This is a genomic window from Brucella sp. MAB-22, from assembly GCF_025908475.1.
GTDB lineage: Bacteria > Pseudomonadota > Alphaproteobacteria > Rhizobiales > Rhizobiaceae > Brucella > Brucella anthropi.
The window spans coordinates 782533-805209 of sequence record NZ_CP109782.1 but is presented as its reverse complement, the minus strand read 5'-3'; the positions used below and the strand labels follow the sequence as shown (position 1 = coordinate 805209).

The following is a 22677-nucleotide window of genomic DNA, read 5'->3' as shown; positions in this document are numbered from 1 at the left end:
CCTTGCCCGGTTACGACCCAATCTCATTTCTCTTTGCCTGCATTCTCGCCTGCCTCGATCAGCGGCCCGGCGTCGGGGTTCGGCTGATGGTAGGCAGGATCATACATCGGTGAGTGGAGATAGCTATTCAATGCGAACCGCACAAGCACCCCGACCGCAGCCGCTGCGGGCACTGCCACCAGCATTCCGGTGAAGCCGAACAGCGAACCGAAGGCAAAAAGAGCGAACATAAGCCAGACCGGATGAAGCCCCACGGACGAGCCGACGAGCTTCGGCTGGAGGATGTTTCCTTCCACAAACTGGCCAAGGAAAAACACACCGGCGACGGCACAGATCATGATCCAGTCAGGCCAGAACTGGACCAGCGCCACACCGATGGCAAGCGCCAGACCAACAAAGGAACCGATATAGGGAATAAAGCTGATGAGACCGGCAAAAAAGCCGATCAGCAGGCCGAAATTAAGCCCGGTCAGCGTGAGACCGATGGCGTAATAGGTTCCCAGAATGAGACAGAGCGTTCCCTGCCCGCGAATGAAACCGGCGACGGCGGCATTCATCTCGCGGGCGATGCGGCGCACGGTATGAAGCTGGCGGCGCGGCACCCATGAATCGATGCTGCTGACCATGCGGTCCCAATCCAGAAGCATGTAGAATGCAACCACCGGAGTGACGACGAAAAGCCCCGCAATATCGATCAGCGATTTCCCCGAATTCCACAGGGATTGAAGCAAGGTCGACATGAACCCGGCGCCCTGCTGGAGCAGAGAACTCAGATTCTGCTGAATGACCGAACTGTCAATACCGATATATTTCTTCAGCCATTGCGAATCTTCGTTTGCCAGAAGCGACTGAAGTTGTGTGATGTAGTCTGGAATTTTAGAAATGAAGTCGGCTAGCTGGGTTGCCAAGATCGGCACAATAATCATCAGGCCGACTACCAGCGCCATCAGGAAGATGAGCAGGATGACGATTGTGGCCGTAAGCCGGGACAAGCCGAAACGTTCCAGCCTGTCTGCGACAGGGTCGAGGAAATAGGCCAGCGCCATGCCCGCAACAAAAGGCAACAGCACTGAACTGAATACGATCAGGAACAGGATGAAGACCGCGACGGTCCCCACCCAGAACATCGCCTGACGGCGCACCGAAGAGCCGGTCAGCGCGCCGACTTCCACATTGACGTGAATGTCGCCATCACGAACTGTCGCTTCCGACTGACGGATCGTTCGGCTGGCGCTCGTGCGCGTGGGTGTCGGTTTCTTGACCATGTGCATCTATTTCCAGGAAACGTATTGGATAGAGCCAGTCCTGATAGCAGAATGGCGTTACGGATATCTTAGTGCGAACGGGAACAAGTTAGAACGGTTGGTCAGGATTGCAATGTCTGTGCGAAAAGCCTGACGAAACACAACCTTCTATCGAGTTATGGACGGTGCTTTACGATTTCAGGCAGAATCCTGCGCTGTTTCGCTCTTTTCGAGCTTTGTGGCCTTGCAGGCAGCGCCGTCTCGTGCCATTGCGCGCACATTCTCTGTTTATCGCATTTTTCTTGAGCAAAACCGTTACACGCTTTTGCCGAAAATGCATTAAACAGCTGCGTGGATAAGCACCCAATTTCAGGAGCAGGCCATGACCATGGAAAATAAGCCCGCCGATAAGCCTGTTGGCCAGAACGGCCTGACCTATGCGCAGGCTGGTGTCGACATCGATGCTGGTAACCTGATGGTCGAGAAGATCAAGCCGCTCGTGCGCTCCACGCGCCGCCCCGGTGCGGATGGCGAGATCGGCGGCTTTGGCGGCCTGTTCGACCTCAAGGCTGCTGGCTTCAAGGATCCGGTACTCGTTGCCGCCAATGACGGTGTCGGCACCAAGCTGAAGATCGCCATTGATGCCGACAAGCACGACACGGTGGGCATTGATCTTGTTGCCATGTGCGTCAACGATCTCGTCGTTCAGGGTGCTGAACCGCTTTTCTTCCTCGACTATTTTGCGACGGGCAAGCTTTCGCCGGATCAGGGTGTCGATATCGTTGCGGGTATCGCAGAAGGATGCCGACAAGCCGGTAGCGCACTGATCGGCGGTGAAACCGCTGAAATGCCCGGCATGTACGCGCAAGGCGATTATGATCTTGCCGGTTTCGCGGTTGGTGCGGCTGAACGCGACCGTCTGCTGCCGCGTGGCGACATTGCCGAAGGTGATGTCATACTCGGCCTTGCTTCGTCCGGTGTGCATTCCAACGGATTTTCTCTGGTGCGCCGCATCGTCGAACTCTCCGGCCTTGGCTGGAAGTCCGATGCCCCGTTCCAGCCGGGCGCGACGCTCGGCGAAGCGCTGCTGACCCCGACACGCATTTATGTGAAGCCTCTTCTTGCCGCGATCCGCGCTTCGGACGGCATCAAGGCGCTGGCACACATCACCGGCGGCGGTTTTCCCGACAATATTCCGCGTGTTCTGCCGGAAGGCCTCGCTGCCGAAATCGACCTTACGTCCATTTCTGTTCCACCGGTCTTCTCCTGGCTTGCCAAGACGGGCGGCGTCGAGCCGACCGAAATGCTGCGCACATTCAATTGCGGCATCGGCATGATCGCCGTCGTGAAACCTGAGAAGGTCGAGGAAGTCGTGGCTGCCCTTGCCGCTGAAGGCGAAGAGGTTGTCACGCTCGGCCAGATGGTGAAGCGTGAAAAGGACGGCGTCGTCTACAAGGGCCAGCTTTCGCTATGATCCGCAAGCGGGTCGTCATCTTCATTTCGGGCGGCGGCTCCAACATGGAGGCGCTGATCCGCGCTGCACAAGCCGCCGATTTTCCGGCGGAGGTGGTGGCGGTCTTTTCCGACAAGGCAGAAGCTGGTGGCCTTGCCAAGGCGCAGGCTGCCGGTATTGCCACGCAGGTTTTCAAGCGCAAGGATTATGCCTCGAAGGATGAGCATGAAGATGCCATTCTGGACGCGCTCGCCGCGTTGAAGCCGGATATCATCTGCCTTGCCGGCTACATGCGTCTTCTGTCAGGACGCTTCATTGCTCCCTATGACGGCCGCATTCTCAATATTCACCCTTCCCTGCTCCCGCTTTTCCCAGGACTGCATACGCATCAGCGGGCGCTGGATGCGGGCATGAAAGTCGCAGGCTGTACCGTTCATCTGGTAACGGAAGGGATGGACGAAGGCCCAATTCTCGCACAGGCGGCCGTGCCTGTGCTTGCTGGCGACGATGCCGATGCACTTGCAGCCCGCGTTCTCAAAGCCGAACATAAACTTTATGCGTTGGCCCTTCGCAAATTTGCCGGTGAACAAAACAGCCAGCCATATCTGGCCGATGCGATGGTTTTGAGCGCCTGATGGCGCTCTTTCCATGTTCAACCGCGGCAAATTAATCACAGACGAAGTTTTTTGTTAATAAAACTTTAATTTCCCGCAAAAAGCTCTAATTCCCCTTCGTAACGGAACTTGCTTCGGCAAATCTCGTTAAGGGACGTGTAAGCGTCTCTTTCAATGTGTGTTTTAGAAGAGGACAAGGACATGTCTCTCCGTTTTTCGACTTCCTTCCTTTCGGCAATGGCCGTCATTTCAGGCATTGCGGTCACGGCTCCAGCCATTGCTGCCGACTACGTAGCTCCTCCCGCTTCGGGTCGCACCCAGCCGCGCTCGGAAGTCGGCACGCTGTCCTGCGATATCTCCCCTGCCATCGGCGTCATCATCGGCAGCCAGCAGGATGTGGACTGCGTATTCAGCCCAGCCCGTGGACGTGGTCCAGCTGAACGTTATACAGGGACGATTACCAAGCTCGGCATCGATGTCGGCTTCATCAATGGCGGTCGTGTCGCCTGGGCCGTCTGGGCTCCGACCGTTCGTCCCGAGGGCGCTCTTCAGGGCCGTTATGTCGGCGCATCTGCCAATGCAGCAATTGGCGTCGGCTTCGGCACCAACATCCTGACCGGCGGTTCGTGGAAGACGATTTCGCTTCAGCCGATCTCGCTTCAGGGCCAGCGCGGCCTGAATGCAGCTGTGGGTGTTTCCAAGCTGAAACTGCGTTACGCTGGCTAACGAGCAGCGCGAATAAACAACAACGCCGGGGCGCATATATAGTTTATATATGCGCCCCGGCGTTGTTGGATAAATATTTATGAGTTTATTTTTCGAATCCAGATCTTGGTATCGTGCACCGCCAGCCCGCCATAGGGTGCGGCAGGTTCAGCGCCGATCAATATATTGATCCCCTCGCCGCGCTCGAATGTCGAGTTCGGGAAAATGCCCTCCGACACCACAACACCACGCTTTTGCCCGGCACGCAGCACGGCATGAAGCACCAGCTCGCCTCGATGATTGCCTATCTCGATCCGCTCGCCATTCTCGATGCCAAGCTCAGCCGCGTCATCAGGATGGATAAGCAATTCTGGCCGGATTTCCTTGGCAAGCGATGTCGGCGTCTCGGCAAAGGTTGAATTCAGGAAATTATGCGCCGGTGAGGTCGTCATGCGGAAGGGATGCTCGGCATCCGCCGTTTCGATCACTTCCCAATGGTCTGGAAACTCCGGTATCGACTGGAAGGGCCCCTGCAGCCCCATGACTTCCGGCGGCTTGTTCGGCGACGGGCTCCCGGTCCAGTCGGGTCGGAAGCGGAATTTGCCATCCGGCCATTTGAAGCCATTGATATAATGCGCTTCTTCGAAGGGCGGCTGCAGATCGACAAAGCGCTTTTCCTTCAATTCGTCGAATTGCGGCAAATCGCTATTGGCATTCATGTTGTCGATCAGCGTGCGCGCGTCGAGATCAAAACCCGGCAGATGCGCAACGCCGAGGCGCTTTGCCAGTTCGTTGATAACGAAGATATTCGGACGCGCATCGGCGAGAGGCTCGATCAGCTTCGGCCCCAGAACCACATGCTGCTGCCCGCCGCCGCGATAGATATCGTCATGCTCAAGGAACGTCGTGGCGGGCAGCACGACATCGGCCATCTTCGCCGTATCGGTCATGAACTGTTCGTGCACGGCAACGAAAAGATCCTCGCGCGCAAAGCCTTTGCGAACCAGCCGCTGTTCCGGCGTCACATTCATCGGGTTGGTGTTCTGGATCAGCATCGCCATGACGGGTGGGCCGCCATAAAGAGCCTCACTGTCACCGGTGAGAATACGACCGATTTTCGACTGATCGAGAAAACGAAGACCTACATCCTGCATGGCGCGACCTTCGATCTCGCGCTTGTCCATCTTGAAGATGCCGGAGTTCGAGTGGAATGCGCCACCGCCTTCATAAAGGAAAGCGCCTGTCACACAGGCAATCGAAGAAGCTGCGTGCATGTTCACTGCGCCGTTGCGCTGGCGGGTGAAACCATAGCCAAGACGGAAATAGGTGCGCTTGGTCTTGCCGACGAGATGGGCGAATGCCTCGATCTCTGCGACCGACAGGCCGGTGATGGCGGCTGCCCATTCAGGTGTCCGGGTTTGAAGATGCGCTTCCAGTCCTTTCGGATCATCGGTGTAGCGCTCCAGATAATCCCAGTCTGCAAGGCCATCACGGAACAGCACATGCATGACTGCGCAGGCAAAGGCGCCATCCGTACCCGGTTTCAGCACAATGCCCATATCCGCCTGCCGGACGGTCGCATTGGCGTAAACATCGATGACGACGATCTTTGCGCCGCGTTCCTTTCGCGCCCGAACCGCGTGGGTCATCACATTGACCTGCGTGGCGGCGGCATTGGTGCCCCAGATCACCACCACATCTGCCTTTGCCATTTCACGCGGATCGGGACCGGTCAAGCTCCCTGTTCCCGCAAAATAGCCAGTCCAGGCCATATTGGTACAGAAACTGTCAAACTGGTTGGAATAGCGCTTGGCGAAACGCAGACGATTGATTGAGTCGCGCTGCACCAGCCCCATCGTGCCAGCATAGTAATAGGGCCAGACGCTTTCGCTGCCAAACTCATGCTCGGCTTTCAGGAAGCGCTCGGCAATGAGATCAAGTGCTGCTTCCCATGAAGCTTCCTTCCATTGCCCCGTGCCTTTCGCACCGGCACGAACCAGCGGATGCTTGAGGCGGTCGGGATGATGGACACGCTCGGCATAGCGCGCGACCTTGGCGCAGATGACGCCAGCCGTGTAGCTGTTGTCCTTTGCCCCCCGCACGCGCCCTATGGTGCGCTCATCGAGGATTTCGACATCGAGTGCGCAAGTTGACGGACAGTCGTGCGGGCAAGCCGAATGACCTGTTTTGATGTTCGAGATGGGAGCGTGCTGGTTCATGTTACTTTATTATCTCAAGCCACTTCACGCAGAAACGAATTTCTGCCGGAAGATTGTCACTGTGACGAAATAAATTTTCACGACAGGCGGAGCGAAATCGCACCAAGAACGATAAGACCGGCAGCGATGAAACGCGGCAAGCCAACCTTTTCCTTCAACACCACCGCCGAGATGAGTACGCCGAAGAGGATAGCCGTTTCGCGAAGCGCCGCCACGACGGCAATCGGAGCCATGGTCATCGCCCAAAGTGCCAATCCGTAAGAACCGAGGGTTCCGACACCGCCAATCATGGCCGGTCGCCAGTGATTGCGCAGATATTGGATAAACCTGTTCGGTTCACGATAAAGAGCCCAGCCTGCCAGCGGCATGGCGTTCATCAGGAATAGCCACAGCGTATAGGAAATCGGTGCGCCCGAGACACGAACACCGAGGCCATCAATGATCGTATAGCTTGCGATGAAGCCCGCATTCGCGAGCGCAAGCAACGCCGTGCGACTTGAGGCGCCACGATTTCTGCGGCGGGCATCCAGCGCCATCGCAAGAACACCGGAACAGATCAGCACGATCCCAAGCCAGCTTTGCCAGCCCATAACCTCGCCGACCAAGGGGGCACTCACCAGCGCCACCAGCAAGGGCGGCGTGCCGCGCATAATCGGATAGGCTTCGCTCATGTCGCCCGATTTATAAGCCGCGGCCACGAGCGACATGTAGAATACCTGCGTGACGGTTGAAGCAACTATGTAGCCCCAGCTTGCCGGGTTCGGCAGTGGCAAGAATGGCAGGATAAAAAGAGCAATCAAACCGGCCGCACCGGTTACACTGGCTGCGCCGAAGAACTTGTCTCCGCTTCCCTTTACAATTGCGTTCCAGCTCGCGTGGAGGAACGCGCCAAAGAGGACGATCAGAAGGACGCCACCAGACATTTCGGGACTCGACTCAAAGCTAAGGAGCGGATGTTGAAAGTTGTATGTCACATTTGTGACAGGAGAGATATTGCAGGAACGACGCAGACCGGGGTCTTTTTGGATATCACTGCCTCTTGCCGAAAACTGGCTGGCATGAAACAAGCGCAGCCATGAATTATCGTCACGCCTATCACGCCGGAAATTTTGCGGATGTCGTCAAGCACGTCATCCTGACCCGTCTCGTCGAGTATCTGAAACGCAAGGATCAGGCCTTTCGCGTCATCGACACACATGCAGGCATCGGCCTCTACGACCTGAAGGGTATCGAAGCAGGCAAAACCGGCGAGTGGACGGGCGGTATCGACCGCATCATGGACGCGGTGAAGAAAGGGCAGATCGAGCAGCCCGCGCTTGAACTTCTGGAGCCCTATCTCGCCGCTGTCCGTGCGGTCAACAACGGTGAAAAGCTTCGCCATTATCCGGGTTCGCCGCTTGTCGTCCGGCATTTGCTGCGCAAGCAGGATCGCCTGTCCGCACTGGAACTGCATCCGCAGGACTCCACCAAGCTGGCGAAACTTTTCGACGGTGATTATCAGGTCCGCGTGACGGAGCTCGACGGCTGGCTTGCGCTTGGCGCTCACCTTCCGCCGAAGGAAAAGCGCGGCATGGTGCTGGTTGACCCGCCTTTTGAAAAGGAAGGCGAATTCGATCGTCTGGTCGATGGTCTGGCCAAGGCCTACAAGCGCTTCGGCGGCGGCATCTATGCACTGTGGTATCCGGTGAAAGATCGCAAGGAAACAGAACGGTTCACCCGGCAGCTGCGGGAAACCGGCATTCCAAAGATCATGCAGATTGAGCTTGCGATTCGTGCACCGTCCGCTGAACCACGCCTTGATGGCACCGGCATGATTGTCGTTAATCCGCCCTATACACTCGAAAGTGAGATGCAAACCCTGCTTCCCTGCCTTACCAAGCTTCTAGCTGAGGAAAAAGGGAGCAATTTCAGCATCAAGTGGGTGCGCAGCGAGACGGATCGCACTTGACCCGCGCGAATTGCTGACAGAAACTGCGCCTCAACGCTTCGGCTATCACAGATTAGAGCGGGTGCGAGCTCGCAATTTGGGACAGGACAGAGATATGCAACGAACCCTGGAACGTATCGGACAGTATTCACGCGCAGCCCTGTTTGCTGCGTCTGTCCTTCCCCTGACGCTTGTGTCTCTGCCGGCCAGTGCCGCAGACTATCTCACTCCTGCTCCAGCAGGCGTTGCCGATGCAGGCGCTTGCAGCCAGCAGAGCGTTTTGCGCTCGGTGGTTTCCGATTTTGGCTATCAGGTACGTCATGTCCCGAACCTGCCGCAGGTCGGTATTTCGGCGATGAGCGATGTTCAGCTGACACGCTATGAGCCGAAGACCAATCCGGCCCAGATCGAACGTACCTATTGCAAGGCAACCGCCGTTCTGACCGACGGTCAGTACCGTTCGGTCTGGTATATGGTCGAAGAAGGTCAGGGCTTTGCCTCGATGGGCCGCAACGTCGAATTCTGCGTCGATGGTTTCGACCGCTGGTATGTGTACGACGCGAGCTGCCGCGTTCTTCGCTAGTGGTCTGATTCCGACATTTGCATCCCTCGGATATGAGCACTGAGCAAATGTCGGAATCAAAAGACCACTAGTAACTTTATGAATCTAGTGGATTTTTCGAATTTGACGTTTGAAACGAGATTTATATCGGACGGGTATCAAACGTCAAATTCAATCCACTAGTGTCTGCTCCAAAAGTCGCCATGCCGGTCTGCAAATGGCAATTTGTCTGCGTTCCGGTGCTCACGTACCTTTAAGTACGCTCCGCTCCGGTACTCGAAAATCACCATTTTCGCCTCGGCCTGTCGCTTTTTGATTCAGACACTGAAGCCTTGAGCAACGATTGAGTGGAGGGCATATGCTGCGGAATTTTGGTGCAGCTGCGTTTACGTTGCTCGCAGCGGCAGTTGCGAGTGTTTTGGCAGTCGCACCAAGCCATGCTGATGACGTTGCGGGCGAGTTCGACTTCTACGTCCTCGCCCTCTCCTGGTCGCCGAGCTATTGTGCCTCCGAAGGCCCCCGCGCCAACAAGCAGCAATGTGGAACCAACCGTCCTTTCGGTTTCGTGGTGCACGGTCTCTGGCCACAGAACGAATGGGGCTATCCGGCGAACTGCCAGTTCGACAATGCCCGCAGTCGGGGCAGCTATGTGCCTCGTCCAATCATTTCCCGCCTGTCGGATATCATGCCGTCTGCCGGTCTTGTCGCTTATCAATGGCGCAAACACGGCAGTTGTTCGGGCCTGTCGCAGGACGAATATTTCTCAACGCTGCGTAACGCTTTCGATCAGGTCAACATTCCGCCCAGCCTGCGCAATCTGGCGAGTGGCCGGCGTGTTGATCCCCTTCTCGTCGGAAAAGCCTTTATCGCAGCCAATCCCGGCATGAAGCCGGACGGAATTTCGATAAGCTGCAAGCGGAACTATCTTCAGGAAGTTCGCATCTGCATGACAAAAGACCTGCAATACCGCGCTTGCGGTCAGGTCGATGCCAATGCTTGCCGAAGCCGTTCCGTCATGATGCCCGCCACGCAATAAACTTTACATATCCGGTTTAGGAACGAACGATGACACAGATACTCTATTCGCCTGCTTCGCCCTACAGCGCGAAGGTGCGCATGGCCGCTCACTATGCCGGCATTCCGTTTGAAAGCGTCGTCGTCAACACCTCGGCGGAACCGGAGAACCTCATCCATGCCAATCCACTCGGAAAAATTCCGACGCTGGTGACGGATGATGGCAAATCGGTTTTCGACAGCCGTGCAATCATCCAATATCTGAACCGGGTTTCGGGTAACAAGCTCTTCCCGCGTAATGCCGAAAAGCGCACCGATGCAGAGCGCTATGAAGCCGTCGCCGACGGTCTCTGCGACGTGCTTCTGGCACATGTCTATGAACGCCGTATGCGTCCCGAAGAAAAGATTCATCAGCCCTGGCTCGACCTGCAATGGCGCAAGGCTGAACGTGCGCTCGATCTTCTGAACGAAGCACCGCCACGTCTGGCGGGCAAGCTGCATGGCGGTCATATCGCTGTCGCCGCCACGCTGGGCTATCTGGCGTTGCGCTTCGAGGGCAAATGGGAACGTAACCGTCCCAAGCTCAAGCGCTGGATGAAGCGCTTTCAGGAAGTGCATCCGGAATTGACGGAACTGCTGCCGCGCGGTTGATCGGTCTGGAAAGAAAAAACCCCGGATTTTCCGGGGTTCTTTTTTGCGGTCTATTGCTTCTTGTCGAGCGCCTGCAATATCCGATAGGCAGCCTTTACGCGCTCATCAATCGGATAGTTCCGGTTGGCAAGCAGAACAATTCCGGTCTTCTTCGCAGGAATAAAGGCCGCATAAGCGCCAAAGCCGTTGGTTGAGCCTGTCTTGTTGAGCCACACATCAGCTGACGGTTGGCGAGGTGTATCGAATTTCTCGATTTTGTGCGACTTCAGCGCCATGTCCGACGAGTTGCCCTCAAGAAGCGTCTTGAGCGCGGTCGGATAGTTGTAGAACTCCCAGCCAAGCCCCTGATTGTTCGCTCCGACATGGTAGTAACCGGTATGCGTTGCGGCGACGGCTTTCTGGAAATCAGGCTCCAGAGATGAGCTGTCGATGTTCAGTTCGACGAAGCGGGCAAGATCAAGCGCGGTGGTCTTGATGCCATAGGCTTGTGCATCCAGCGCCCCGCCCGATACCCGGATCGGCTTGTTGGCTTTGGAATAGCCGTAGGCGTAGTTCTTCATCTGGCTTTCCGGCACATTGATGAAGGTGTTCTTCAGGCCGAATGCAGGCAGAAGCGTTTGTTCCATCAAAACGTCGAACGGCTTGTCCATGCTTCGTGCCGCCAGATAGCCGAACAGGCCGATGCTGGGATTCGAATAGCGACGCTGCGTGCCTGCCGGATAGTCCGGCTTCCATTTCTTGAAATATGCCAGCATCGAACTGTCATCGGAGACAGCATCGGGAAACTGGAGGGGCAATCCGCCCGGCGTGTAGGTCCCAAGATCAAGCATGGTGATCTTGTCGAAGCTGCTGTCTGCCAGTTCGGGGGCCCATTTGGTCGCGGGATCGGACAGAGTGAACGCGCCTGTCGCCAGCCCGCAGCCGCCGAGCATTGCAGTGAAGGTCTTGCTGACCGAGCCGATCTCGAAAATCGTGTCTTCGGTGACTTTTTGCCCGTTTTCCTTCGATGCCACACCATAACCGAAGAAGTGGCTCTTGCCGTCGATGGTTATAGCGACGGCCATGCCGGGGATTTTCTGCTCGGCCATGAGCGGGCGCACCGTTTCATCGACAATACGGCGCAAGTCGCCATCATTCGCCTTGCTCGCAGCCAGCGCGCCGTTATTCGGGATAATAGCGGCAGTGGTGAGGAAACCGATCAAAAGTGTCGTAGATTTTCTCATGACAGATACATAAACCTCATGATTATGCGTTCCGCTGCATCTTTCTCAAGACATAGCCGGTATTGCGCGGTCCATTATATTGAAGCCCGCTTTGCGGGATATAAGCCTTTCAGGCCCAGCTTATATACGATGCTTGCGCTGGCGCGACAAACGACGTTATCTAGCACTTGGCATTAGAAAAATTTGGGGCAACATGGTTCGACCGCATCTCCCGCTCAATTCGCTGCGCGCCTTCGAGGCATCGGCGCGCCATCTGAGCTTTACGAAGGCCGCGATTGAACTTTGCGTCACGCAGGCAGCTGTCAGCCATCAGGTCAAGAGCCTCGAAACCCGTCTGAACGTGACATTGTTCGAGCGCCTGCCCCGCGGGCTGATGCTGACCAGCGAAGGAGAAACGCTGCTTCCCACACTGAAGGACGCATTCGACAGGATTGCCGGAACGCTAGAACGTTTCGAAGCGGGGCATTATCGGGAAATCTTGCGTGTGGGTGCTGTCGGCACCTTGGCCGTCGGATGGCTATTGCCACGTTTGCGCGATTTTCAGAATCGCTACCCGTTCATCGACCTGCGGCTTTCGACCAACAACAACCGGGTGGACATTGCGGCGGAGGGACTGGATTACGCGATCCGTTTCGGGAGCGGCGCCTGGCACGGCATCGACGCAACCCGATTACTGGAAGCGCCCCTGTCGCCACTTTGCATCCCGGAACTGGCGCGCGAATTGCGAACACCGGCCGATCTCGCACGACATACTTTGCTGCGCTCCTATCGTGCCGATGAATGGACACAATGGTTTCAGGCAGCAGGCGTCACGGGCGACATGCCCCTGCCGCGAAGCATCATGTTCGATTCGTCGCTCGCGATGATGGAAGCCGCCATGCAGGGAGCGGGTATTGCGCTTGCCCCGCCACTGATGTTTTCCCGGCAATTGCTGTCGGAAACCATTGTCCAGCCGTTCGAGACGACGGTGACGATGGGCAGCTACTGGCTGACAAGGCTACAGTCGCGGACGGAAACGCAAGCGATGGCCGCATTTCGCGACTGGCTGACAGATGCCGCGAACAACTGAGCTAAACAGCGCAACAAAAAACCGGGCAGTTGCCTGCCCGGTTTTCCGTGTTCAATTATCAGATAATTAGAACTTGTAGCCAACGCCGACGCGGATGTCGTGGGTGTCGAGCTTGTTACGAACCGATTCGTTGCCGAGGTCGTAGGTCTTGTTACCGAACTGGGTGTAGCGGTATTCAACGCGGCCCAGGATGTTGTCCGTGAGCTTAGCTTCCAGACCGGCACCAGCAGTCCAACCAACGCGGAACTTGCTTTCGTCGTCAAAGCCGTTGTCGAGCTTGACCTGCGAACCGGCAACACCAGCCGTGATGTACGGCATAACCGGGTTCAGGTCGTAGCCGAGACGTGCACGCAGCGAGCCTTCGAAGCCCTGCTTAACTTCCAGACCATCCTTGGTCTTCTTGGCCCAGGAGTAGCCGGCGTCGCCTTCAACACCGTATACGAACTGGTCCTGCTGGAAATTCCAACCAGCGTAAGCGCCAGCCTTCATATCGTCAGGCTTAACGGTGCCTACGGTGTCGGTCTTGGCCTTGTTCCAGCCGTAGCCGAGGTACAGACCGGTGTAGCCACCAGCCCAGCTGTACTGCGGAGCCATTTCGACCGGAGCCGGAACAGGAGGCTGTTCCTGAATGGCATCAGCAGCGAAAGCAGTCGCAGAGAACGGCAGCAGCGCAGCCGAGGCGATTACGAGAGACTTAAGAGTGCGCATAGCATTCTCCTTACACAAATTACCTTTAGCGCGGTCCCTTATCGGGCGGGCGATGTTGGGAGCAAATCGTCCATGCCGCGCTGACAGGATCGACATATCGGCGGTAATTGCGGCACGAAATGCCCGCTTCTGTGGAGAGAACCTGACGAGAACATGGCAAAAATACGATGTTGCATTATCGCAACGCCGAATTCAGCCACCTATATAGTGGGATAACGTCGATTGCAGTGACGGCAACGCGCGGCGAAGTGACACGAAGCCGCTGAAATCTCTACAAATTTGTCAGTTGTGAACATTGCAGGCGCTGTTTTTAGCTGCAATCTTCCGACCGAAATGGCATGAAATCGATTGAAGAATCTCGATAAGAAAGTGTTTACCGTGTTGAACGATCAAGAGCCTCGCCTGCTTGCTAAATGCCCGGTTCTGGTCACCGGCGGCGCACGGCGCATTGGGAAGGCAATTGTCGAAGACCTTGCCGCCCATGGCTTCCCGGTCGCCATACACTATAATCACTCCATCGATGAAGGCGCCGCCCTTGCAGCGTCTATAAACGAACAAGGCGGCAAAGCCTGTGTCGTGCGTGCGGACCTTTCGTCCGAATCTGATATTCGCAATCTTGTGCAAGATGCGTCGCGCCAGATCGGGCCGATCCAGCTCCTCGTCAATAATGCATCGCTCTTTGAAGATGACCGCATCGGCCAACTGGACATGACGCTGTGGGACAAGCACTTTGCCATCCACCTCAAGGCGCCTGTCCTGCTGGCTGAAGAAATGGCAAAAGCCCTGCCCGATGGTGAAGAAGCGCTTGTCGTCAATGTCATCGACCAGCGCGTCTGGAAGCTCAATCCGAACTTCTTTTCCTACACGCTTTCAAAGACGGCCCTCTGGAACGCCACCCGAACCATGGCACAGGCGCTTGCACCGCAAATCCGGGTCAATGCAATCGCACCTGGTCCAACATTGCCGAGCGAACGGCAGAAGCCAGGCGATTTCGAACGGCAGGTCGAGAAACTTCTTTTGCAGCGTGCGCCGGAATTGTCGGAATTTGGGCGTACTGTTCGCTATTTCTGGGAAAGCCGCTCAGTCACCGGCCAGATGATCGCACTTGATGGCGGACAGCATCTGGCATGGGAAACCCCGGATATTGCAGGAATCACCGAATGACCGGAAACCGCAAGAACAATGAGGATGCCGTTGCAAACCTGCCGTCAGATGACGAGCAGGATGTGGCCGGTATAATCATTGGTGATGCGGAAACCGACGATGATGACGAGACGGACGATATAGTCGACGTCCCTGCCTCGCCGTACGCTGCCGATTCCATTCAATGGGATTCTTCGGATGGCCTGCCGGACATTGAAGGCCTGAGCGGTCAGGACATCATCAATGCTTTCGTGAAGCGCCTGCCGAACAATCCGGGCGTCTATCGCATGTTCAACAGCGATGGTGACGTGCTCTATGTCGGCAAGGCACGCAATCTCAAGAAGCGCGTCTCCAATTATGCGCGCGGGATCGGCCATTCGAATCGCATCACCCGGATGATCCGCGAAACGGTGACGATGGAATTCGTCGTCACCCGGACGGAAACCGAGGCCTTGCTGCTGGAAGCAAATCTCATCAAGAGATTGCGTCCGCGCTTCAACGTGCTGATGCGCGATGACAAGTCGTTTCCCTATATTCTCCTGACTGGCGACCATCGGGCACCCGGCATTTTCAAGCATCGCGGTGCACGGTCCCGCAAGGGAGACTACTTCGGCCCATTCGCCTCTGCCGGTGCTGTCGGTCGCACGATCAACGCGCTTCAGCGCGCCTTTCTGTTGCGGACATGCACGGATTCGGTTTTTGAGACACGCACCCGTCCCTGCCTGCTCTTTCAGATCAAGCGTTGTTCCGGCCCCTGCACGCACGAGATCAGCGATGAGGACTATGCCGAACTCGTCAACGAGGCCAAGGCGTTTCTGTCCGGCAAGAGCCAGTCGGTAAAAGACCACCTTGCAACGGCAATGCAAGCCGCATCGGCTGATCTCGATTTCGAACATGCAGCGGTTTACCGGGATCGTCTGGCGGCGCTTTCTCACGTCCAGTCACATCAGGGTATCAATCCACAGACGGTCGAAGAGGCTGACGTTTTCGCCATCCATCAGGAAGGCGGCATGACCTGCATTCAGGTCTTCTTCTTCCGTACCGGCCAGAACTGGGGCAATCGCGCCTATTTCCCCAAAGCGGACAGTTCGCTCGGCCCGGCAGAGGTTCTGGGGGCATTCCTGTCCCAGTTCTATGACGACAAGCCATGTCCGCGTCTGGTTCTCTTGTCCGAAACGGTTGAGGAGCAATCGCTTATTGCCGAAGCGCTCTCGACGCGAGCGGGCCATAAGGTGCAGGTCAACGTTCCACAGCGCGGCGAGAAGAAAGACCTTGTCGATCACGCCCTGACCAATGCGCGCGAAGCGCTTGGACGGCGGCTTGCCGAAACATCGTCACAGGCGCGCCTGTTGCAAGGCATGGCTGAGACCTTCGGCCTGTCCCAGCCCCCGCGCCGCATCGAGGTCTACGATAACTCGCATATCATGGGCACGAATGCCGTCGGTGGCATGATCGTCGCCGGGCCGGAAGGCTTTGTCAAAAACCAGTACCGGAAGTTTAATATCCGCTCGACCGACATTACGCCGGGCGACGACTTCGGCATGATGCGCGAGGTTATCGAGCGGCGCTTCTCACGGCTGGTCAAGGAGCATGGCACGCCGGAAGAGCCCGCTGACGCAGAAGTAACCGATACATTTCCCGCATGGCCCGATGTCATTTTGATCGACGGCGGTCAAGGCCAGGTCGGTGCGGTCAGGCAAATTCTCGGGGAGCTTGGAATCAGCCATCTCGTCAATGCAATCGGTATTGCCAAGGGCGTCGACCGTGAAGCGGGGCGCGAGCGTTTCTTCGTGGAAGGCAAACAGGCCTTCACGCTGCCGCCGCGCGATCCTGTACTTTATTTCATCCAGCGCCTGCGCGACGAAGCGCACCGGTTTGCCATCGGCACACACCGCGCCCGTCGCAAGAAGGAAATGGTCAAGAATCCGCTCGATGAAATTGCGGGAATCGGCCCATCGCGCAAGCGTGCCCTGCTGCACCATTTCGGGACTGCAAAAGCGGTTTCCAGAGCCGCGGTTGCCGATCTGATGCAGATCGAAGGTATCTCGGAAGCCATGGCCAAGACGATTCACGATCATTTTCGTGACAGATGACGCAATTTTGTCCGGGATTTATGCACAAGCGTCATTAGGTCCCGGCAGAACATATTCGCAGGTGTTGATTTTATCGGTCATCCCTGTTGATGTGCGCTAACAACGACGTGGCGGAACAATGCAGAAAAATCATACCCTCTCCTTGCCCAATATCCTCACTTACGGCCGGATCATCGCCGTTCCCCTTGTGGTATTGTGCTTCTTTGTCGAGGGGCGGCTGGAATCAAGCGATTTCGCCCGATGGACAGCTCTGGGATTGTTTATCGTCGCCAGCATTACAGACTTTTTCGACGGTTACCTCGCCCGCATCTGGAAGCAGACATCGACCATCGGTCGCATGTTGGACCCGATTGCCGACAAGCTGCTCGTATCCGCCATCCTGCTGCTTCTGGCAGCTGATGGCACGATCGCCGGCTGGACGCTGTGGGCCGCAATCATCATCCTTTGCCGCGAAATCCTTGTTTCGGGGTTGCGTGAGTATCTTGCCGAACTGAAGGTCAGCGTTCCCGTCTCCCGTCTCGCCAAATGGAAGACGACAGCACAAATGGTTGCTCTCGCTTTTCTGCTCGCAGGCCCTGCTGGTGACAAAGTCGTGCCCTATGTAACCGAAATGGGTATTGTCCTGCTTTGGATATCGGCTCTTCTGACGCTTTATACGGGCTGGGACTATTTCAAGGCGGGCCTCAAACACGTAATGGATTGATCCAGTGACGGTAAAACTCGTCTATTTTGCATGGGTGCGCGAGAAAATCGGCAAGGGTGAAGAGTTAATCGAACTTCCCTCACCCAAAACGACAGTGGCTGACCTGATCAGCCACCTGAAATCGCGCGGTGATGAATATGAAGCCGCCTTCGAGCACGAACATGTCATCCGTGCCGCGATCAATCAGGAACATGCCGAGCACGTTGAACTCGTGAATGACGGCGATGAAGTTGCGCTCTTTCCGCCCATGACGGGAGGATGAAGTGAGCGGGCAAGAGCATTTCCAGCAAAAGTGCGGAGCGGTTTTGCGTAGGATAATGCGTAAAAGAAAAACATAGGCCATTTTCAATGATTCAAGCAAAACTGGAAATGCCCTGATGACATGCCCACTTTTCATCGGCATAAGAAGCGAAGACTTCGACACGGCAGCGGAACTGCGCAAGCTTGAGCGTGGGCGCACGGATATCGGCGCTATCGTCACCTTTACCGGGCTGTGTCGCGATGAAAGCGGCACGCTTTCCGCTCTGGAACTGGAGCATTATCCGGGCATGGCCGAAGCGGAAATTACCCGCATCGCCCGACAGGCCATCGAGCGCTGGCCGATAACAGCCCTCACGATCATTCACCGTTACGGACTCATCAAACCGGGCGAAAACATCGTTCTGGTTGCAGCAGCGTCGTCGCATCGACATGCGGCTTTCGAGGCCGCCTCATTCCTGATGGACTACATGAAAACCGACGCCCCCTTCTGGAAGCGGGAACATCTCGCAGATGGTTCGGTTGGTGGCTGGGTGTCGTCTAAAGAGGAAGACGAAAAGATCCGTGAACGCTGGAAACAGTCGTAATCTTTCGATTGCCAGCTATTCTGTTGATCTCTATTTCTCATTTTAATCGTGAATTAACTATTTAACCCCCTAGAATAATGGCTAATTTAGGTGGTGTGTTCTTGCGCTGCCACAATTTTCACATGAAGATTTCGCTAATGTCGGCATGATGAATCAGACGCTGACAAGCGATAATGAAAGACAGATTGGAAACCGCATCAGCGCCATCTGTCTTGCAACAGATGACGCGTGCGGGAACGGAAGTTTCGGGCTTTGACGATGCGAAATGGACTGGCAAAAACCCTTTCAATTGCTGCGGCACTCGTGGTCGGCATTGGCGCGCTTGGTGGCGCTGCCTTATTCCTGACCACGTCGATGCCGACGAGCAGCATTGCCGCGGAAAAAACCGTCAGCGGCAAGGTGATGTATCGTGAGCGTATCGCGCTGCCACCGGAGGCAAACCTGACGGTTCAGCTTTCCGATGTCTCGCTGGCCGACGCTCCTTCCAAAGTCATTGGCGAAACGCGGATTGAATCCGTTCAGGGATCGCCGATCCCGTTTGCCATCAATTTTGATACGGACCAGATCCAGCCCGGTCATACCTATGCCCTGCAGGCGCGCATTTCGGCAGGCGATACGCTATGGTTCGTCAATGACGAGCGCTATACCATCGATCCGGAGAACCCCGGCGAACCGGCAGAAATCAAGGTTGTGATGGTTCGCAAGAGCGGTGATGAAGGCGTTGCTATCGGCATCGAGGGCAAGGACTGGCTCGCGGAAGACATTCAGGGCGGCGGCGTGATCGACAATGCCCAGACGACGCTGACGGTTTCGAGCGACGGTGCCGTCAGTGGCTCAGGCGGCTGCAACCGTTATTTCAGCAAGGCGGTCGTGACCGGGGAAAACATTTCCTTTGCCGATATCGGATCGACCTATGTCCAGTGCCCGCCTGCCCTCATGAACCAGGAACGCAAGTTCCTTGACGTACTTGGTAAAACCAAGTCCTACAAGATCGACATGGGCAAGCTTGTTCTCTTCGATGACGAAGGGAAAGAGATGGCAAGGCTCGCACAGAGCCTCTGAGATTTGCTTCTGCGCGTCATCTCACCCAACAAAAAAAGCCCGGCAATGCCGGGCTTTTTCTTTGAATTCCGGGTGGGATTAGCCGACGATTTCGGTGCCCGAGAACCAGTAAGCGATTTCTTCTGCAGCGGTTTCAGGAGCGTCCGAACCGTGCACGGAGTTTTCGCCGATCGACAGGGCGAATTCCTTGCGGATGGTGCCTTCGTCAGCGTTGGCCGGGTTGGTTGCACCCATGACTTCGCGGTTCTTGGCGATGGCGTTTTCGCCTTCCAGAACCTGAACGATCGTCGGGCCGGAAGACATGAATTCGGTCAGTTCGCCGAAGAACGGGCGATCCTTGTGAACAGCATAGAAGCCTTCAGCTTCACGCAGGCTCATCCAGACGCGCTTCGAAGCGACAACGCGCAGGCCAGCTGCTTCGAGCTTGGCAGTGATTGCGCCGGTCAGGTTGCGGCGGGTCGCATCGGGCTTGATCATGGAGAAGGTACGTTCGATTGCCATTATGACACCTTGTTCGCTGGGAAATTTCAGAAAAGTGAGGCTCTATACCGTCGATAGGCCTAATTGCCAAGAGGCCACACCATTTTGAACACATCGCATACCGCCTAGCAGCTTGAGACGACGGAAATTTGAAGGCATAGATAATGCCACTCTGATTCAGGCTATCGGGTAGCGGGGAACTTGTATGGAACAGCATTTTCAAATGTTTGCGTGGTACAATCGCTGGGCCAACGAACTGCTCTATGCCGCTGCCGCCGATCTGAGCGACGAGGAATACCGGCTCGATCTTGGGCTGTTCTTCGGTTCGATCCATCGCACGCTCAACCATCTTCTGGTCACCGACCGCATCTGGATGAAGCGGTTTACCGGCGAAGGCGACCATCCAAAGCAACTCGACGCCATCATCACCGACAATTTCATCACGCTGCGCGATCTGCGTCATGCCGAAGATGAACGCATCTGCCGGTACACCGACTCCTTGAACGCCGACAAGCTTGCTGGACGTTTTACCTATACGACCGTTTCGGACATGCGCACGATGAGCCAGCGGCTTGCGCCTTCGCTGGCGCATCTGTTCAATCACCAGACCCATCATCGCGGCCAGATCCACGCGGCATTGACGCGGCTCGGTACCGACGCTCCGTCGCTCGACCTCTCACAATTCCAGCGAACCGAAGGCGGACGCCGCTTCGCCTGACTGATGTTGATACTTGCGGAAACGCTTCAAGCCGTGCAAAAGCGCTTTCACCATGCTTATCCTTGACGACATCTCCGTACGAATTGCCGGACGCCTCTTGATCGACCATGCCAGCGTAACGCTGCCTGCGGGGTCGAAGACGGGTTTCGTCGGCCGCAACGGCACCGGCAAATCCACGCTGTTTCGTGTGATCACGGGCGATCTTGCGCCGGAAACAGGCAGCATCTCGCTTCCGAAAAATACCCGTATCGGTCAGGTGGCGCAGGAAGCGCCCGGCACCGAGGACGCACTGATTGAAATCGTCATGAAGGCGGACAAGGAGCGCACAGCACTTCTTGAAGAGGCCGACACGGCAACCGACCCGCACCGCATTGCGGAAATTCATACACGCCTTGCCGATATCAATGCGCATTCGGCGGAAGCTCGCGCAGGCGCCATTCTGTCCGGTCTCGGTTTCAACGCCGAAGCACAACGCCAGCCTGCGTCCGCCTTTTCCGGCGGCTGGCGCATGCGCGTCGCTCTGGCCGCAGTTCTTTTCGCCGAACCGGACCTGCTGCTCCTCGACGAACCGACCAACTATCTCGACCTTGAAGGCGTGCTGTGGCTGGTCGACTATGTGAAGCGCTATCCGCACACCGTCATCATCATCAGCCACGACCGTGATCTCCTGAACTCGGCGACCAGTTCGATCATGCATCTCGACCAGAAGAAGATCAGCTTCTGGCGTGGCAATTACGATCAGTTCGAGCGCCAGCGCCACGAAATGCTGGAATTGCAGCAGAAGGCCCACGCCAAGCAGGAAGCCCACCGCAAGCACATGGAATCCTTCGTGGAACGGTTCCGTGCCAAGGCCACCAAGGCCCGTCAGGCGCAATCGCGCATGAAGGCTTTGGAAAAGCTCAAGCCAATTGAGCTTTATGTTGAAAGCAATGTGCAGCCGTTTCGTTTTCCGGATGCCGACAAAAAGACGGCATCGCCTGTCATCGCGCTTGATAATGCCGATGTCGGTTATGTGCCGGGCAAGCCGGTCCTTCGCAATGTGACCTTGCGCATCGACAATGACGACCGCATCGCCCTCCTCGGCTCGAACGGTAACGGCAAATCAACGCTTGCAAAGCTGATTGCCGGGCGGTTGCAGCCGGAAAAAGGTACACTTACGCTTTCGCCAAGCCTGAAAGTCGCGTTCTTCGCACAGCATCAGATGGATGATCTGATCCCCGAAGACAATGCCATCGAGCATGTGCGCAAGCTCATGCCGACGGAACCGGAGGCGAAGGTGCGCGCACGCGTTGCGCAGATGGGCCTGTCGACCGAGAAGATGCTGACGCCGGCCAAAGACCTGTCCGGTGGCGAGAAAGCGCGTCTCCTGATGGGACTTGCGACCTTTCATGGTCCCAACCTGTTGATCCTCGACGAACCGACCAACCATCTCGACATCGACAGCCGCGAGGAGCTTGTGCATGCGCTGAACGCTTTCAACGGCGCGGTTATCCTGATTGCCCACGACCGCCATCTTATCGAAGCCACGATGGAACGACTCTGGTTGGTCCGCGAAGGCGGCGTGAAGGCGTTTGAAGGCGATCTCGATGAATACCGACAGATCGTTCTTGCTGATGCCAAGGGAGAATCGGCTGCCGACCGCGACGATAACGCCAAGATCAACAAGGCTGAACAGCGAAAGCTCGCCGCCCAGAAGCGCGAAGCCATGGCGCCGCTGCAGAAAAAGATCAAGGAAACCGAAGCCTTGATTCAAAAACTGCAGAAACAGATTCAAGGCTTCTCGTCGCAACTGGAAGACCCGGCGCTTTACGAGAAGGAACCCCAGAAGGCGGTCCGGATCAACAAGGACATGAGCGATACCCGTTCTGCACTTGCGGATGCAGAGGACAAGTGGCTGGAGCTTTCCACCGAATATGAAGAAGCTATGGCCGATTAAAAATCGGCCTTCTGTCTGTCGGCAGAGTCCTACGTGAACATAAGCAAGATCACGACCCCCAACAGGATCCAGCCGATGACACGCATGGTAACCAGCAGAGGACGGGGCATGAACCGCACCGCGAGAAGCGCGAAAATGACGGTCAGAACGGGAAACCCGAAATAAAGGGCGGCGTAACCGCTCTGCCCTTCAAAGGAAGAGCCGAAGACGCCAAGCTTTTCGAGCGGTATCAGCGCAACCAGCGCTGCAAGAGCCGAAAGCAGCAACAGCAGCAATCTGTCGGAAATTTTGCAGAGCATCGTCATCAA

Annotated in this window: 23 protein-coding genes; 16 read left to right on the top strand and 7 right to left on the bottom strand. The window is 56.4% G+C overall.

The window, feature by feature from the left end:
- Positions 1–23: 23 nt before the first annotated feature.
- Positions 24–1265, bottom strand: a complete 1242-nt coding sequence (locus OHI65_RS13330; protein ID WP_264358995.1) for an AI-2E family transporter — start codon at positions 1263–1265, stop codon at positions 24–26.
- A 361-nt stretch (positions 1266–1626) separates the two neighbouring features.
- Between OHI65_RS13330 and purM the strand changes: the two genes are divergently transcribed.
- The 3 genes from purM (at position 1627) to OHI65_RS13315 (ending at position 4037) form a co-directional block, all read left to right on the top strand.
- Positions 1627–2718: a phosphoribosylformylglycinamidine cyclo-ligase gene (purM, locus tag OHI65_RS13325; RefSeq protein ID WP_264358994.1), complete on the top strand. Its 1092-nt coding sequence runs from the start codon at positions 1627–1629 to the stop codon at positions 2716–2718.
- Complete coding sequence (gene purN / locus OHI65_RS13320; protein WP_264358993.1) at positions 2715–3332, top strand: phosphoribosylglycinamide formyltransferase; 618 nt, start codon at positions 2715–2717, stop codon at positions 3330–3332. Before purM ends, purN begins: the two co-directional genes overlap by 4 nt.
- A 180-nt stretch (positions 3333–3512) precedes the next feature.
- Complete coding sequence (locus tag OHI65_RS13315; protein WP_010661690.1) at positions 3513–4037, top strand: DUF992 domain-containing protein; 525 nt, start codon at positions 3513–3515, stop codon at positions 4035–4037.
- A gap of 77 nt (positions 4038–4114) precedes the next feature.
- Here OHI65_RS13315 and OHI65_RS13310 read toward each other — a convergent pair whose 3' ends face one another.
- Positions 4115–6235 (bottom strand): molybdopterin oxidoreductase family protein, encoded by a 2121-nt coding sequence (locus tag OHI65_RS13310; RefSeq protein ID WP_264358992.1) that lies wholly within the window; start codon positions 6233–6235, stop codon positions 4115–4117.
- Positions 6236–6312: 77 nt separating this feature from the next.
- Complete coding sequence (locus OHI65_RS13305) at positions 6313–7158, bottom strand: DMT family transporter (protein WP_010661688.1); 846 nt, start codon at positions 7156–7158, stop codon at positions 6313–6315.
- Between the two features lie 152 nt (positions 7159–7310).
- On the opposite strand from OHI65_RS13305, the gene OHI65_RS13300 reads away from it, so the two are divergent.
- The 4 genes from OHI65_RS13300 (at position 7311) to OHI65_RS13285 (ending at position 10389) form a co-directional block, all read left to right on the top strand.
- Positions 7311–8183 (top strand): 23S rRNA (adenine(2030)-N(6))-methyltransferase RlmJ, encoded by an 873-nt coding sequence (locus OHI65_RS13300; RefSeq protein ID WP_264358991.1) that lies wholly within the window; start codon positions 7311–7313, stop codon positions 8181–8183.
- Positions 8184–8277: 94 nt separating this feature from the next.
- Positions 8278–8745 carry a phage portal protein gene (locus OHI65_RS13295; RefSeq protein ID WP_010661686.1) on the top strand — a complete coding sequence of 156 codons (468 nt, stop codon included), beginning with the start codon at positions 8278–8280 and terminating at the stop codon, positions 8743–8745.
- A gap of 337 nt (positions 8746–9082) precedes the next feature.
- Entirely contained in the window at positions 9083–9760 is a 678-nt protein-coding gene (locus OHI65_RS13290; RefSeq protein WP_264358990.1) for a ribonuclease T2 family protein, read from the top strand.
- Between the two features lie 29 nt (positions 9761–9789).
- The gene (locus OHI65_RS13285; protein WP_264358989.1) at positions 9790–10389 is read left to right on the top strand and encodes a glutathione S-transferase; all 600 of its coding nucleotides are present in this window, start codon (positions 9790–9792) and stop codon (positions 10387–10389) included.
- Positions 10390–10439: 50 nt separating this feature from the next.
- Here OHI65_RS13285 and blaOCH read toward each other — a convergent pair whose 3' ends face one another.
- The gene (gene blaOCH, locus OHI65_RS13280) at positions 10440–11612 is read right to left on the bottom strand and encodes an OCH family extended-spectrum class C beta-lactamase (protein WP_264358988.1); all 1173 of its coding nucleotides are present in this window, start codon (positions 11610–11612) and stop codon (positions 10440–10442) included.
- A 193-nt stretch (positions 11613–11805) separates the two neighbouring features.
- Between blaOCH and gcvA the strand changes: the two genes are divergently transcribed.
- Positions 11806–12681, top strand: a complete 876-nt coding sequence (gcvA, locus tag OHI65_RS13275; RefSeq protein ID WP_012092382.1) for a transcriptional regulator GcvA — start codon at positions 11806–11808, stop codon at positions 12679–12681.
- A gap of 66 nt (positions 12682–12747) precedes the next feature.
- Here the strand turns inward: gcvA and omp25 are convergent, their stop codons facing one another.
- Positions 12748–13389, bottom strand: coding sequence for an outer membrane protein Omp25 (gene omp25, locus OHI65_RS13270; protein WP_010661681.1), 642 nt, complete (start codon positions 13387–13389; stop codon positions 12748–12750).
- A 348-nt stretch (positions 13390–13737) separates the two neighbouring features.
- On the opposite strand from omp25, the gene OHI65_RS13265 reads away from it, so the two are divergent.
- From OHI65_RS13265 to OHI65_RS13240, 6 genes are all read left to right on the top strand, one after another.
- The gene (locus tag OHI65_RS13265; RefSeq protein ID WP_036580704.1) at positions 13738–14553 is read left to right on the top strand and encodes an SDR family oxidoreductase; all 816 of its coding nucleotides are present in this window, start codon (positions 13738–13740) and stop codon (positions 14551–14553) included.
- Positions 14550–16625, top strand: coding sequence for an excinuclease ABC subunit UvrC (gene uvrC / locus OHI65_RS13260; protein ID WP_264358987.1), 2076 nt, complete (start codon positions 14550–14552; stop codon positions 16623–16625). The genes OHI65_RS13265 and uvrC overlap by 4 nt, the downstream gene beginning before the upstream one ends.
- 118 nt (positions 16626–16743) lie before the next feature.
- Positions 16744–17328: a CDP-diacylglycerol--glycerol-3-phosphate 3-phosphatidyltransferase gene (gene pgsA, locus OHI65_RS13255; RefSeq protein WP_010661678.1), complete on the top strand. Its 585-nt coding sequence runs from the start codon at positions 16744–16746 to the stop codon at positions 17326–17328.
- A gap of 4 nt (positions 17329–17332) precedes the next feature.
- Positions 17333–17590, top strand: coding sequence for a molybdopterin converting factor subunit 1 (gene moaD, locus OHI65_RS13250; protein ID WP_010661677.1), 258 nt, complete (start codon positions 17333–17335; stop codon positions 17588–17590).
- A 115-nt stretch (positions 17591–17705) separates the two neighbouring features.
- Positions 17706–18173, top strand: coding sequence for a molybdenum cofactor biosynthesis protein MoaE (locus tag OHI65_RS13245; protein WP_125301247.1), 468 nt, complete (start codon positions 17706–17708; stop codon positions 18171–18173).
- A gap of 258 nt (positions 18174–18431) precedes the next feature.
- The gene (locus OHI65_RS13240) at positions 18432–19235 is read left to right on the top strand and encodes a YbaY family lipoprotein (protein ID WP_010661675.1); all 804 of its coding nucleotides are present in this window, start codon (positions 18432–18434) and stop codon (positions 19233–19235) included.
- Between the two features lie 78 nt (positions 19236–19313).
- On the opposite strand, the gene ndk is transcribed toward OHI65_RS13240, so the two are convergent.
- Positions 19314–19736 (bottom strand): nucleoside-diphosphate kinase, encoded by a 423-nt coding sequence (ndk, locus tag OHI65_RS13235; RefSeq protein WP_010661674.1) that lies wholly within the window; start codon positions 19734–19736, stop codon positions 19314–19316.
- A 184-nt stretch (positions 19737–19920) separates the two neighbouring features.
- On the opposite strand from ndk, the gene OHI65_RS13230 reads away from it, so the two are divergent.
- Entirely contained in the window at positions 19921–20433 is a 513-nt protein-coding gene (locus OHI65_RS13230) for a DinB family protein (RefSeq protein WP_010661673.1), read from the top strand.
- Between the two features lie 52 nt (positions 20434–20485).
- Positions 20486–22369: an ABC-F family ATP-binding cassette domain-containing protein gene (locus OHI65_RS13225; RefSeq protein WP_264358986.1), complete on the top strand. Its 1884-nt coding sequence runs from the start codon at positions 20486–20488 to the stop codon at positions 22367–22369.
- Positions 22370–22398: 29 nt separating this feature from the next.
- Here the strand turns inward: OHI65_RS13225 and OHI65_RS13220 are convergent, their stop codons facing one another.
- Positions 22399–22674 carry a hypothetical protein gene (locus OHI65_RS13220; protein WP_151610270.1) on the bottom strand — a complete coding sequence of 92 codons (276 nt, stop codon included), beginning with the start codon at positions 22672–22674 and terminating at the stop codon, positions 22399–22401.
- Between the last annotated feature and the right edge of the window lie 3 nt (positions 22675–22677).

Coding starts and splice junctions, on each gene's coding strand:
- OHI65_RS13245 (WP_125301247.1), top strand. CDS start 17,706: ATGACATGCCCACTTTTCATCGGCATAAGAAGCGAAGACTTCGACACG.
- OHI65_RS13310 (WP_264358992.1), bottom strand. CDS start 6,235: ATGAACCAGCACGCTCCCATCTCGAACATCAAAACAGGTCATTCGGCT.
- OHI65_RS13240 (WP_010661675.1), top strand. CDS start 18,432: ATGCGAAATGGACTGGCAAAAACCCTTTCAATTGCTGCGGCACTCGTG.
- OHI65_RS13225 (WP_264358986.1), top strand. CDS start 20,486: ATGCTTATCCTTGACGACATCTCCGTACGAATTGCCGGACGCCTCTTG.
- blaOCH (WP_264358988.1), bottom strand. CDS start 11,612: ATGAGAAAATCTACGACACTTTTGATCGGTTTCCTCACCACTGCCGCT.
- gcvA (WP_012092382.1), top strand. CDS start 11,806: ATGGTTCGACCGCATCTCCCGCTCAATTCGCTGCGCGCCTTCGAGGCA.
- purM (WP_264358994.1), top strand. CDS start 1,627: ATGACCATGGAAAATAAGCCCGCCGATAAGCCTGTTGGCCAGAACGGC.
- OHI65_RS13285 (WP_264358989.1), top strand. CDS start 9,790: ATGACACAGATACTCTATTCGCCTGCTTCGCCCTACAGCGCGAAGGTG.
- OHI65_RS13230 (WP_010661673.1), top strand. CDS start 19,921: ATGGAACAGCATTTTCAAATGTTTGCGTGGTACAATCGCTGGGCCAAC.
- pgsA (WP_010661678.1), top strand. CDS start 16,744: ATGCAGAAAAATCATACCCTCTCCTTGCCCAATATCCTCACTTACGGC.
- OHI65_RS13290 (WP_264358990.1), top strand. CDS start 9,083: ATGCTGCGGAATTTTGGTGCAGCTGCGTTTACGTTGCTCGCAGCGGCA.
- OHI65_RS13220 (WP_151610270.1), bottom strand. CDS start 22,674: ATGACGATGCTCTGCAAAATTTCCGACAGATTGCTGCTGTTGCTGCTT.
- OHI65_RS13295 (WP_010661686.1), top strand. CDS start 8,278: ATGCAACGAACCCTGGAACGTATCGGACAGTATTCACGCGCAGCCCTG.
- omp25 (WP_010661681.1), bottom strand. CDS start 13,389: ATGCGCACTCTTAAGTCTCTCGTAATCGCCTCGGCTGCGCTGCTGCCG.
- OHI65_RS13315 (WP_010661690.1), top strand. CDS start 3,513: ATGTCTCTCCGTTTTTCGACTTCCTTCCTTTCGGCAATGGCCGTCATT.
- purN (WP_264358993.1), top strand. CDS start 2,715: ATGATCCGCAAGCGGGTCGTCATCTTCATTTCGGGCGGCGGCTCCAAC.
- ndk (WP_010661674.1), bottom strand. CDS start 19,736: ATGGCAATCGAACGTACCTTCTCCATGATCAAGCCCGATGCGACCCGC.
- uvrC (WP_264358987.1), top strand. CDS start 14,550: ATGACCGGAAACCGCAAGAACAATGAGGATGCCGTTGCAAACCTGCCG.
- OHI65_RS13330 (WP_264358995.1), bottom strand. CDS start 1,265: ATGGTCAAGAAACCGACACCCACGCGCACGAGCGCCAGCCGAACGATC.
- OHI65_RS13305 (WP_010661688.1), bottom strand. CDS start 7,158: ATGTCTGGTGGCGTCCTTCTGATCGTCCTCTTTGGCGCGTTCCTCCAC.
- OHI65_RS13300 (WP_264358991.1), top strand. CDS start 7,311: ATGAATTATCGTCACGCCTATCACGCCGGAAATTTTGCGGATGTCGTC.